This is a genomic window from Lysinibacillus sp. K60, from assembly GCF_019731275.1.
Classification (GTDB): Bacteria; Bacillota; Bacilli; order Bacillales_A; family Planococcaceae; genus Lysinibacillus; species Lysinibacillus capsici.
Genome location: NZ_JAASJR010000003.1, coordinates 83,071 through 95,671 on the forward strand (window position 1 = coordinate 83,071; position 12,601 = coordinate 95,671).

13 protein-coding genes and 1 riboswitch are annotated in these 12,601 nt (G+C 36.3%); of the genes, 7 read left to right on the plus strand and 6 right to left on the minus strand.

Annotated features, from left to right (window positions below):
- The first annotated feature begins 105 nt into the window (after positions 1-105).
- A riboswitch (FMN riboswitch) is annotated at positions 106-291 on the plus strand.
- Positions 292-508: 217 nt separating this feature from the next.
- Positions 509-1,096, plus strand: a complete 588-nt coding sequence (locus HCH28_RS07735) for an ECF transporter S component (RefSeq protein WP_221680480.1) — start codon at positions 509-511, stop codon at positions 1,094-1,096.
- A 220-nt stretch (positions 1,097-1,316) separates the two neighbouring features.
- Positions 1,317-2,663 carry a sodium-dependent transporter gene (locus HCH28_RS07740; protein WP_255600956.1) on the plus strand — a complete coding sequence of 449 codons (1,347 nt, stop codon included), beginning with the start codon at positions 1,317-1,319 and terminating at the stop codon, positions 2,661-2,663.
- Positions 2,664-2,718: 55 nt separating this feature from the next.
- Here HCH28_RS07740 and HCH28_RS07745 read toward each other — a convergent pair whose 3' ends face one another.
- Genes HCH28_RS07745 through HCH28_RS07760 form a run of 4 tightly spaced genes read right to left on the minus strand, consistent with a single transcriptional unit; the run spans position 2,719 to position 6,428 of the window.
- Complete coding sequence (locus HCH28_RS07745; protein WP_009370722.1) at positions 2,719-3,105, minus strand: STAS domain-containing protein; 387 nt, start codon at positions 3,103-3,105, stop codon at positions 2,719-2,721.
- A gap of 38 nt (positions 3,106-3,143) precedes the next feature.
- Positions 3,144-4,841: a methyl-accepting chemotaxis protein gene (locus HCH28_RS07750; protein ID WP_004232229.1), complete on the minus strand. Its 1,698-nt coding sequence runs from the start codon at positions 4,839-4,841 to the stop codon at positions 3,144-3,146.
- 27 nt (positions 4,842-4,868) lie between these two features.
- Positions 4,869-5,288 carry an ATP-binding protein gene (locus HCH28_RS07755; protein WP_221680482.1) on the minus strand — a complete coding sequence of 140 codons (420 nt, stop codon included), beginning with the start codon at positions 5,286-5,288 and terminating at the stop codon, positions 4,869-4,871.
- Between the two features lie 6 nt (positions 5,289-5,294).
- The gene (locus HCH28_RS07760; protein WP_004232231.1) at positions 5,295-6,428 is read right to left on the minus strand and encodes a response regulator; all 1,134 of its coding nucleotides are present in this window, start codon (positions 6,426-6,428) and stop codon (positions 5,295-5,297) included.
- A gap of 584 nt (positions 6,429-7,012) precedes the next feature.
- On the opposite strand from HCH28_RS07760, the gene glnA reads away from it, so the two are divergent.
- From glnA to HCH28_RS07780, 4 genes are all read left to right on the plus strand, one after another.
- Complete coding sequence (gene glnA / locus HCH28_RS07765) at positions 7,013-8,347, plus strand: type I glutamate--ammonia ligase (RefSeq protein WP_221680483.1); 1,335 nt, start codon at positions 7,013-7,015, stop codon at positions 8,345-8,347.
- An 85-nt stretch (positions 8,348-8,432) separates the two neighbouring features.
- A complete protein-coding gene (locus HCH28_RS07770) occupies positions 8,433-8,627 on the plus strand; it encodes a hypothetical protein (RefSeq protein ID WP_221680484.1) in 195 nt (64 codons plus the stop codon).
- 582 nt (positions 8,628-9,209) lie between these two features.
- Positions 9,210-10,073 (plus strand): AraC family transcriptional regulator, encoded by an 864-nt coding sequence (locus HCH28_RS07775; protein ID WP_221680485.1) that lies wholly within the window; start codon positions 9,210-9,212, stop codon positions 10,071-10,073.
- Positions 10,074-10,240: 167 nt separating this feature from the next.
- Positions 10,241-10,744 (plus strand): pyridoxamine 5'-phosphate oxidase family protein, encoded by a 504-nt coding sequence (locus tag HCH28_RS07780; protein ID WP_255600957.1) that lies wholly within the window; start codon positions 10,241-10,243, stop codon positions 10,742-10,744.
- A gap of 50 nt (positions 10,745-10,794) precedes the next feature.
- On the opposite strand, the gene HCH28_RS07785 is transcribed toward HCH28_RS07780, so the two are convergent.
- On the minus strand, positions 10,795-11,259 hold the full coding sequence (locus tag HCH28_RS07785; protein ID WP_255600958.1) for a GNAT family N-acetyltransferase: 465 nt from the start codon (positions 11,257-11,259) through the stop codon (positions 10,795-10,797).
- Positions 11,260-11,434: 175 nt separating this feature from the next.
- Here HCH28_RS07785 and HCH28_RS07790 point away from each other — a divergent pair, with 175 nt between their 5' ends.
- Positions 11,435-12,205: a GNAT family N-acetyltransferase gene (locus HCH28_RS07790; protein ID WP_221680486.1), complete on the plus strand. Its 771-nt coding sequence runs from the start codon at positions 11,435-11,437 to the stop codon at positions 12,203-12,205.
- A 40-nt stretch (positions 12,206-12,245) separates the two neighbouring features.
- On the opposite strand, the gene HCH28_RS07795 is transcribed toward HCH28_RS07790, so the two are convergent.
- A complete protein-coding gene (locus HCH28_RS07795) occupies positions 12,246-12,509 on the minus strand; it encodes a phospholipase A2 family protein (RefSeq protein WP_221680487.1) in 264 nt (87 codons plus the stop codon).
- Positions 12,510-12,601: the final 92 nt, after the last annotated feature.

Sequence of the window (12,601 nt, forward strand, 5' to 3'; positions counted from 1 at the left end):
CTCCATTTTTATAATACATACAAATCTAATCGGATTTTTTTAAGCAGAACTATTTACTTTTTCTTAATAATTAATTATAGTAAGGTTGTAGTATAAAATAATATGATTCATCTTCGGGGCAGGGTGAAAATCCCGACCGGCGGTAATAGAGTGGTGAACCGTTAATGTTTCCATTAACTCGAATGGTTTATGCTTCGCTCTTCAGCCCGCGACCTGTGCAAATTTATTTGCATGGCTGACTTGGTGTGATTCCGAGGCCGACAGTTAAAGTCTGGATGGGAGAAGATGGAGGTACGATCGTCATTCATTGTTATGAAATAAACTATGACCGAGCGCTTTTTTTGTATGGCTTTTTAAATGGTGCTCAAAAATAGTTTAAATTGACGCTTATTCGTCATGCCTTTCTCCCTTGTGCTCTTCATGCATAAGGGTTTTTTCGTGCTAACAATTGAAAGATCGTCACCTTTCTTCTTGCGAGATTGAATCAGCAAAGAGGAGAGAGTTTTCTATGAAGAAAAATGTTAAACTCCAATCGTTTATTACGATTGGCATGCTGAGCAGTATTTCGTTTTTATTAATGCTTTTTAATTTCCCAATTCCACCATTCCCAGCATTTTTGGAAGTGGACTTTAGTGATATGCCTGCATTAATAGCAGCCATCACAATGGGGCCTGTAGCTGGTATTTTAGTAGAATTATTTAAAAATGTATTGGATTGGATTTTCTCTGGAACGCCAACAGGTGTGCCAGTAGGTCATATGGCCAACTTTGCAACAGGTATTTTATTTATTTTACCAGTAAGCTTTATTTTTAATCGCTTTAAAACAATTGCTGGTCTTGTTGGAGGTTTAGCGACTGGGACAGTTGTAATGGCAGTAGGCATGAGTATTTTAAATTACGCAGTATTTTTACCAATGTACACATACTTCTTAGGTATGGAGCCTGTTGTAGGTGACTCACTTTATAAAATGATTATCGCTGGGATTTTACCATTTAACATTGTGAAAGGTATTTTATTAACGGCTATTATGGCATTTTTATTTACAACAATGCGCAAATGGATCGACCGCCAGCGTTCTATCTATATAACAAAATAATTTTTACTAACCTCGGGTCAATATACCTGAGGTTTTTTTGTTGGAAGGAACGATGGATAGGAAAAGGTGTGAAGAATAGAAAGGCAAAACTAACGGATAAATATAGAAAAAAGTAATAGAGTAAAATAGCTAAATAGTACTTTATGATTATAACCTAGTCGAAAGCTACATTTTCATGTAAAATAGAGAAGAGTTTAGAATGTTTGAGGAGTTTGAAGAGATGAGTGGAAAAAAAGGACAATGGTCTAGTAAATTAGGTTTTATTTTAGCATCAGCTGGTGCAGCGATCGGACTAGGGGCAATTTGGAAACTTCCCTATGTAACAGGACAAAGTGGTGGGGGAGCATTTTTCCTTATCTTTGTGTTATTTACCTTGTTAATAGGGCTACCGATGTTATTATCCGAGTATGTTTTAGGACGTGGTACACAATCCGAGGCTGTAACAGCGTATAAAAAAATTGCTCCAACTAAGCCAGGCTGGGCTTGGATTGGTCGAATGGGCGTGCTAGGTTGTTTTTTATTATTAACTTTTTATAGCGTAGTTGGAGGTTGGATCTTTATTTATAGTGGGCTAGGTGTAGCTGGCGCGGTAATTGATCCGGCAGTAGATCCAACTGAATTATTTGGAAAAATTATAGGCACACCTTGGATTACGCTAGTTGGTCTAGTGTTGTTTACATTGGTCAACGTACTTGTGATTTCATTAGGTGTACAAAATGGGATTGAAAAGGCCAATAAATGGATGATGCCGTTACTTTTCATAATGTTCATTGTCCTTGTTGTGCGTGCTGTTACATTAGATGGGGCAATGGAAGGGGTAAAATTCTTCTTATGGCCAGATTTCTCGAATATTACGGGTAAGGCATTATTAGAAGCCCTAGGGCAATCGTTCTTTGGGTTAGCAGTAGGCTTTTCTTGTCTAGTTACATATAGCTCTTATCTAAAAAAAGATGTCAGTCTTCCGAATTCAGCAGGTTCTGTAGTGTTGTTAACCGTGCTTGTTTCATTTTTAGCAGGATTAGCAATTTTCCCTGTGGTGTTCGCCTTTGATTTAGAGCCAGCAGCAGGTCCAGGTTTGCTATTTATGGTGCTACCAACAGCTTTTAGTCAAATGCCATTCGGTGAAGTGTTTTTAGCTATGTTTTTATTGCTATTTTTATTTGCTACATTAACGTCATCATTTAGTTTATATGAGATTATTGTCGCAGCATTTATGGAGAATAGTCAGAAATCCCGTCCAATGTGGACACTTTTACTTGGTATAGTCGTGTTTATTGCAGCTATTCCAGCTGCACTTTCTTCGAGTGTTTTGTCGGATATAATGATTTTTGAGAAAAGTATTTTTGATGCAACCGATTTTTTAGTGTCAAATATCATGCTTCCACTAGGGAATTTATTCATTGCTATTTTTATTGCCTATGTAGTAGATAAAGAATTTGTGAAGAGAGAATTGCTAACGGGTAGTCAAATGGGACAAGGCTATTATTCGACATACCGTATGTTAATGTTAGTTGTTGTACCGATTATCATTCTAGTTGTGTTTGTTAATATGCTACTGCAGTATTAAAGAAAAGGTGTATTCCTATTAGACGGAATACACCTTTTTATTAGTATAACAAAAATTAATAGTCGTTAAGCGATAGCTCACCTAGCCAATCTTCTTTAATAATCTTCCTTGCTTGTTCTTCACTTTCGGCAATAGGGAATACTTTATCAACCTGTGAAATAGCGAATAAGTTGCGAATGAAATCATCGACGACAATAATGGCGATTTTCTTATCTTTTACAGACACCTTCTTAGCGAAATTAACGATCATACCGAATCCAGTACTATCAATATTTGTTACCCTTTGCATATCGATAATGTATCCGTGTTTTGTGTCTAAGCTAAGTGTTTGAAGCTCTGACTTTATTTCTTCAATCATCCCGTATTCTAAATCGCCTGTAAACGCAATCACAATATAATCAGCCTTTGTGTCAATATTCATTGCAATTTTCTTCTGATTCATCCTATAGCGCCTCCATTTTTCTTTTCTTGTTTGGGGATTTATTCAAACTTAAATTTATTCACTTCATTTTGTAATTTATCAGCAATTGATGATAACTCATCTGAGCTTTGTGTAATTTCTGCAACAGTCGCATATTGCTCTTCTGAGGTTGCGGCAATCTCTTCTGTAGCTGCTGCAGCATCCTCGATGATGCGAGAAATATCTTGGATAGCCTGTTGCACACCTAAGGAGTTGTCGTTAACATGTGTAAATGCCACTTTCATTTGTTCGACACCTTCTTCAGTTTCGACAACTTTCTCCACAATTTCTTTTAAGGCACTTCCGCCTTTATTAATGATTGTTACTTGCTCCTCGACAGCTAGTAAATTACTTTCCATTGTCCGTACGGTCACAGATGTTTCCGCTTGGATATCATTAATAAGATTAGTAATTTGTCCAGCTGCTAAACTTGACTGTTCAGCTAACTGACGAACCTCTGATGCAACGACAGCAAAACCTTTTCCTTGATCACCTGCTCGTGCTGCCTCGATGGCCGCATTGAGTGCTAACAGATTCGTTTGTTCTGCGATGCCAGTGATAACGGTAATAATACCACCAATTTCTTCAGAGCGCTTGCCTAATTTTTGGATAGAATCAGTTGCATAAGACACTGTTTTCGTAACATCACTTAGATGCATAATCGCTTCATTGATGGCTTCTTCTCCTTTACGCGCGATATGTGTGGATTCGATAGCGCTGTTTAAAGTGATTTCGGCCTTTTGTAAGCTCTTTGATACTTCTTCAATCGTTTTTTGCATCATTGAAACTATTCGCTCAGCCTGATCAGATTGAGTGGTAGTACCAACGGCGATTTCATTCATTGTTAGTGCGATCTGATTAGATGCTTCACTTGTTTGATGTGATGATTCTGCCAAAGTGTGTGACGACTTTGCAATTTGATGTGCACTACCAGCCACAATCTTTATCGTCTCTGTTAAATGATTTTTCATACTACTAAATGCGCGAGCTAATTCAGCGATTTCATCTTTGCCTTTAGGGTTTAACAGTTTAACATTTAAATTTAGTTCTGCTAGTTCCTTGGCATTGGTACTTAGAATGTTAATAGGATTAACAATTTGCTTTTGTAAGAACCAACTAATTCCTCCGATCATTACAATGGCGATTACTAAGGAAATAGCTACATTCTCCAGTGCTGATTTTGTGGCAATGCTTATATAAGGAGCGGTAGGGACAGCGGTTGCCCATACACCGATAACCTCGCCTTGACTATTTACAATCGGATCATAGGCTGCTTGATGCAAACTTCCTAAGACATTTGCAGAACCGATAAAGCGCTTTTTTTCTCCTAGCACAACAGTAGCAACCTCGTCGGAAACCTTGGTATTTAAAGCGCGTTGACCATTATCCACTATATTGGTACTTATACGCGTATCGTTTTGAAAGATGGAGACAGCATTCCCGTTTGTGAGTTCTCCAACTTTATCAGCTACCTCAAAGTTTTCTACCATATTGATATCGCCCTTATAGAGTTGGTTGTTTTTAATGGACCATTCTCCAGGATATTTAGCGTCTAAATATTCATAGCTTAACTGTATATCTGATAAAAGCTTTGTATCAGCACTTTCTAATAGATTGTTCTTGGCAACAAAAAAATTGACTCCTGCTAAAAGGGAAGTAAGTAAAATAATACACCCAAATATAAGCAGATTCATTTTCTTTCGTATAGATAACTTCATTAAAACGCCCCCAATTTTACGTTTACTTTATAGATGAATCTTTTTGGAAATACCAACTAAAAATTTTGTTTTAGAAATATTTTCGAACCAAATATGGTCGACCATATTTTTGACAAAAAATAAACCGCGTCCACGATCAGCATAATCAAGTTTGTCTAAATCGAATTGAAGAACTTTGTCCCAGTCCTTTTGGTCAATGCCTTTTGCTTCGTCAGTGACTGTTATTTTTATTTCTTCGTTTGATTGGGCTACATGTATTTGAATCTCCTTTTGAACGGGTGTATTAATTTTTCCCATAGCCTCTACGGCATTGATGACTAGTTCATGAACAACAAATCTTAATTCTCGTTTATAAGGTAGATTATATAAATCTGTATAATTCTCCATAACTTGATCAATAAAGGCTATAGCTTGTGTATCAGGATTTACATTGAGTGTGAATTCCATCTTCAATCACCTACCCTTTAATGTAATTGTTATTGAAACGACTGTGATGTCATCGCTGTAATCATTATCAAATAAATTGTACTTTTGAGAAAACTTTTGTAGTGCATAGCTGTTATCCTGTGAAGCATAAGCGTAGAAAAAGTCCATATCAATTGAGTTTTGCTCGTTCAATGTTAATAGTCCATCCGTATAAAGAATAATACGATGCCAGCCTGATAAAGGTATTGTTTTTTTATTTATTTGAATAGTAGGGAATAGTCCGAGGATAGGCGTATTCGCTGGGAGGAAGACTGTTTCTCCATATTTTCCAAATAAAAAACCAGAAGGATGAGCCGCATTCACATAGTGCAAAGTTCCGTTTTTTGTATCTAGAAGTATGTAGATTGCTGTCATTAAAAAACGGTCCATATCTTCATCAGAAAATAGCTCGTATATTTGGCGGTTAAGTTCTTGGATTACTGCTACTGGATCAATTAACTTAGTAATCATTCCTTTTAGTAATGATCTGATAGACATAGTAACGAGTGATGCAGCTATGCCATGCCCCATTGCATCGTACAGAAGAATGGCGGTTAAATGGTCATTAATCTTAAACCAACAGTACATGTCACCTCCTAGTGTATTGGATGTTACATAAAGACCATCAACCTGAAGTTGCTCAAGATTTAATGGAGGAGATAGTGCGTTCTTTTGGAATTTTTTTGCAACAAACAAATCTTTTTGAATCATACTTTCTTGCTGCTTTCGAAGCTTAGCTTCCCTCTGATATTTTAAGGCTACTTGAATTCGAGTCTTAAAATGAGTAAAATCAAACGGCTTTAAAATAAAGTCGAAAATTCCTGCTTCAAAAACCCTATCGATTGTTATGTTTTTTTCGTAGGTAGTAGATAGTAGGATAGGGACATCTATCCAATTTTTAAGTACATGAATGTGCTGACAAATTTCCTCGCAATTGCTGAGTGTCATTTTAGTGTCAAGTACGATTAATTCCAGTTCATCTTTCAAAGATGAATCTACTAAATAGTTCATTGCTGCTTCCGTTGTTGAAAAGCAATGAATATTTGGGATGCTTATACGATGAAAATACTTTTGCAGACGTAGCACATCATTACTTACGCTGCCAATAATTAATACTGACATGCCTACTAAATTCACCGCCTTATGTATCTATAACTAAATATTTCCTGGAAGCCAACATAATGATTTCTAACCATAATTATATACTCCGTATTTACTTATAATATGAATAAAATAAAATTCTAATTTGCTATAAATTTACCAATAAATATCGCATTATACAAGGCTTTTGTGATATAAAGTAAAACTTAATCAATAGGATTTTTGACATCTTGGTTCTTGGATCGTGTTCACGCGTTATCTTTTTAACGATGTTCTTGATATATCTACATTTGATACATGTGGAAGAAATGAATCCCTCCTCTCTAGTCATGATACTAGACTGTTTGTTTTTAGAGGGACGGAGAATTTTGTAAGACTAAAGGCCTTTTGTAAAAAGTAGTAATTTTGCCCTTATTTAAAGATGAAAGATCGCTATTTGAGATGGAATGTGGTTAGAAAAATTAATCTAAAATAGGGATTAATATATTCGATAAAATGTATGTTATAAAACCTTACATAAATATTGCTTATTCTAAAAATTTAATGTATTTTAAGATCAGTTATAAAAATGCGTGTTAATTAAAATTACATTGGAGTGGTGAAGAATGAAACATTATACCAAAGAAGATATTATACGCCGAGTGAAGGAAGAAAATGTGAAATTTATTCGCCTACAATTTACGGATATTTTAGGGACAATCAAAAATGTGGAAGTTCCTGTCAGCCAATTAGAAAAAGCGCTAGATAATAAAGTTATGTTTGACGGCTCTTCAATCGAAGGCTTTGTGCGTATTGAAGAATCAGATATGTATTTAAAGCCTGATATCAATACCTTCGTGATTTTTCCTTGGACTGCTGAAAAGGGGAAGGTAGCTCGCTTTATATGTGATATTGCAAGACCAGATGGCACACCGTTTGAAGGAGATCCGCGCTCCAATTTAAAACGCGTATTGAAGGAAATGGAGGAGCTGGGCTTTACGTCGTTTAATTTAGGGCCAGAGCCTGAATTTTTCCTATTCAAGTTGGATGAAAAGGGGCATCCGACACTGGAATTAAATGATAGTGGGGGCTATTTTGATTTAGCGCCAACTGATTTGGGAGAGAACTGTCGTCGTGATATTGTTTTAGAGCTAGAGGGAATGGGCTTTGAAATTGAAGCGTCTCATCATGAGGTAGCACCAGGCCAACATGAAATCGACTTTAAGTATGCGAGTGCTATTGAGGCATGTGACAATATCCAAACATTTAAACTGGTAGTAAAAACGATTGCTGCACAGCATGGTCTCCACGCAACATTTATGCCAAAGCCACTATTTGGGGTCAATGGATCAGGAATGCATTTTAATCTCTCATTATTTGAAGGTGATAAAAATGCCTTTTACGATGAACATGCAGACTTGCAATTAAGTACAACCGCACGTAGCTTTATGGCAGGAGTTATGAAGCATGTGCATGGCTTTACGGCTATCACGAATCCACTTGTCAATTCCTATAAACGATTAGTACCTGGCTATGAAGCCCCTTGCTATGTAGCGTGGTCTGCTCAAAACCGCTCACCATTAATTCGCATTCCAGCAGCACGTGGACTATCTACACGAATTGAATTGCGTTCAGTTGATCCAGCAGCAAACCCCTATTTAGCAATGGCTGTTATTCTAGCATCTGGGCTGGATGGCATACGAAAAGATTTAACGCCACCAGCTGCGGTAGACCGTAATATTTATAAAATGACAGCAGCAGATCGGGAGTTGAACGGGATTGATAGTTTACCATCCTCATTAGAATTTGCGCTTATCGAATTAGAGATGGATGCCATTGTTCGTAATGCATTGGGTGACCATATTTATGATAAATTTACAGCTGCCAAAGAAATTGAATGGAATAAATATCGCACACGTGTCCATAACTGGGAGCGTGAGGAATATTTAACGATGTACTAAAGGTGTTGGGGCTTTTTTAGCTCCAACTTTTTTATGTGACATGTACTTCTTTTTGCTCTATCATAAGATTAAAGGAGTGTGGACAATGACACAGATAACTCAAGTTGTGACAATTCAAAACAATGATATTGTGCAATTTGAACTTGATATTAACCGAGCTTTAGTAGATTTAAAAAGCTTTTTCATACTTGATATCAAATACAATACGCTCTTTATTGGAGAGCAGACGGTCATCCATTCCGCTTTAATAATTTATCAGCAAAACGATTACACCATTTAACAAGAGGGGTCATGTCGATGAGACGTGACTTTTTTTAATAAAAAATATACTCGATTGTTTGGAAAGGTTAATGGCAATCGGGTTTCCTCCTCCCTTTGATTTCCATGCAATGTCATAAATTAATTCATCTGGATCTTGGATTATTATTTCCCCCAACAAGGACAGTTTCAAAGTCATGAACATCCACAACTTCATAATTTCTTTAATAATCTTTATGAGATAGCCTGTTTCTTTATAAATCCTCCTGAATGTAGCGTGCCTCAAAGTGTCTACTGCCTCTTACCACCTGATGGATCAGCCCATGTTTTTTTTCCTCCAAAACAATTAATAATTGATTGTCTTTCGTTCAAGCAAATAGCAGCAGATCTTGCCATTTTACCAAGAAAAAACCTCCATTTCATTTCTGTTTATACTAAACTTAACTATAAAATATGCATTCTATAGCCTACAATATTTTTTATGTTGGTTAAGCAAAGGAGAGATACTAACAATACGGTTAGATCTTAACCTGTCCGAAGTTAGCATAAAAAGACAGGTTATATAGCAAGATCTATTTTAATATGGAATCAAGGAGTGAGAGCAATGAGTTGGATTGAGTCGATACAAAAGGCCATTAATTATATGGAGGAACATTTATTAGAAGATATTACGATTGAACAGATTGCGCAGGAGGTTAATTCATCTGTCTTTCATTTTCAACGAACATTTGCCATTTTGACAGATATGTCTATTGCAGATTATCTGCGGCGAAGAAGATTAACATTAGCTGCACAAGAATTGCTGGGTACTGAACAAAAAATAATCGATCTCGCCTACAAATACGGCTATGAAACTCCTGAAGCCTTTACTAAAGCGTTTCGAAAACAGCACCATGTTACGCCTAGTGAAGCAAGAAAGAAGCAAGGACCATTACAATCATATAATCGCCTGGTCATACAGGTAAGCTTGAAGGGAGCAGAACCAATGAAATATAAAATTATTGAAAAAGACAAGTTTCAAATTGTGGGTGTAAAAAGAACATACAACTGTCAAAATGGGGAGAACACAACGGAAATACCTCTATTTTGGCAAGAGGTAAACCAAAGTGGCTTTGATCACCAGCTATACCAATTAAATAATGGCACGGTTAATGGCGTATTAGGTGTTTGTGTACCAAATACTGAACAGGGAAAAAAGGGCTTCATTGATTATTGGATTGCTACTGATCATGTAGGAGAAGTAGGAGAAGATCTCTTAACAATGGAAGTACCTGCATCCAAATGGGTTATCTTTGAAGTACATGGACCTATGCCTGATGCAATGCAAAATACGTGGAAACAAATTTATTCAGAGTGGTTTCCATCCAACCCATATGAACCAGCAGGAACAGCGGAGTTGGAGGTTTATCCTGAAGAGGATGCTTATAGCCCTGATTCGTATTCAGAAATTTGGATTCCAATTAAATAACAAGAAAGCCAAGGATGCTATACTAGTGCATCCTTGGCTTTTATTATTCTACTGAAAAATTTACCCTTTTTTTAGTTTTGTTAAAGATGTAATATATATATATGTTTGGAATAAACGGTTTAACGACGTTTATTAATCGGTACATATTTTCATGAAGGGGTTAAGAAATGATGAGAGGTACGATTCAAAACAAACGTGTGGAAATTTTACAAGAGGACGCACAGCAATACTTAAAGTTGGGAAAAGTGGCGCATGTTGCAACAGTTGATGAGGAAGGTTTTCCTTATGTTATTCCGTTTGTCTATGTATATGAAGGGGAGGACAAACTATACTTGCATATTGGTAATCTTCGAGAAAGTCACTTTTGGTCAAATATCAAACATAATCCTAAAATTTGTATAGAAGTTTGCGAAATGGGTGATCTACATCCAGGCAAAAAATATGCCTGTCAATCCGCACTAGTTTATCAAAGTGTGGTGCTGTTTGGGCATATTGTAAGGATTGAAGAGGAATCTAAAAAAGAATGGTTCTTTGATGCGTTACTGGAGAAGTATGGCAATCCTGAATGGACATTTGAAAGAGAAGGCTATCCGATTATGCCAAAAATTGAACTATTTGAAGTACAAATAGAAAAGCTGACAGGGAAAATTAATCACGGCATGCATCATTAATCAAAAAGGCTAAGTATTGGTTGAATTCTACCATGCTTAGCCTTTTCTTATTACGATTTTGTTAAAGTGTAAAGTTGTAGAGTATCTTCAGTATTGTGCTTCTCTTGATAAATGAAATTCAATTTTTTTAAAACCTTGATTGAATTGATATTGGCAGCGTCAACTTCCGCCACAATTTTTTCCATTTTTAAGTGCTTAAAGGCATAATCAATTAAAGCAGTTATAGCTTCTGTTGCATAGCCTTTTCCCCAATATTCCTTGCCCAAATCATAGCCAATCTCTGTCAGAGCATTGTCATAATCAAGCATATTAAAGCCACATGAGCCAATGATATGATTGGATGCCTTGTCAAAAATAGAGAAGCGGATTGCCTTGTGTTGCTTAGCTAATTGTTCTAGAAGTTCAATCATTTCCAAGGCCTGCTCTTCTTGTGTAAACTGAGTAATGTTCATATACTTGGTTACATCGGGATCAGACCAAATAGCTAATAAACTTTTAGCATCAGCTTTACCCATTTTTCATAACCGTAATCTTTCCGTGTCGATATTTTCAATCAATACTTTTACCTCCAAAATTATGATGATGTTGGATGAAAAATATTGCTATCTGCGCATAATTCAGTCCCTTCATATGGATTGAAGTTTATTATAATAGAAATGATACATACTGCAAAATACTGGAGGAAATAGCATGATAAAAGTCTCGAAAGAGCAATATCCTATCATTAAACAATTTATTTCAAGAGCCCCGACATTTGTTTATAGTATACTAGATCGAATGATAGAAGGAGCTGTCTATTCCGATACAGCTGCTTTTCGAACATTATTATTCCACACGAAATCAGGGATATACTATGTATATGGAGATGAAAGTAAGACTTCGATTGATCATCAGCTTGCCTATGGCTTTCAACAGGCTATAGAACAACAGAAACGGTTTACCTTATTTTCTTATTCTGAACAGTGGAATACTAAAATCGAACAATTGTTAAATAATCAGCTGAGAAAGCTAGAACGCTATACATTTACATTTGATGAAAATATTTATAATCATCGAGAGAAGCATGGGGAACGTGATTACCAAGTCAAATCTATTACTGAACCCTTGATTAAAAATTCACTGGAATTTGATCAGACATATTATGAGGAATATTGGGATTCTACCTCTAATTTCCTCAAAAATGGCTTCGGCTTTTGTTTTGTACATAAAGAAGAAATCATTAGTGAAGCCGTCTCTATTTTTAAATCAAATGAGTATGCAGAAATTGATATTATGACAGATTCAAAATTTAGAGGACAAGGATTAGCAAGTAGCATTGCAGAAACATTTATAGATCATTGTCTTGTCAACCAGCTAAAGCCTTGTTGGGATTGTGATGTTTCGAATACAGGATCCATTCACCTAGGCACAAAGCTTGGTTTTACGACTCCACAAAAATATGCTATCTATACAAAAAGCTAGCCCACGCGGTTATTAAAAACATCGTGAGCTTTATCTGCTTTTAAAAGAAACGATTGCGTAATTCAAAAACCCTATAGAATAGTCTAGCGTCTTTAGCCATTTTATTAGGGTCGTTCATATGGGGACGGAGGCATTGTTGAAACAATTCATCACAGTATTTTGTGCTACCGTGGCGTTCATAGCATTCATCATGCAGTTTACAGCAAGCATCCACTGCATTTGTAGGCGTACCTGGTCCTGAGCAGCCGGGACCACAGTATCGGTAGCCAGGATAACAAAAACCGAGCTTGCGATTTCTTTTCATCTCCTAAACCTCTCTTTTCGATGTTTTTACTATAAAATATGTAATATTTCATCGTAGAAGAGGATAAAAAACTATAAGACTATTCTTTTTGA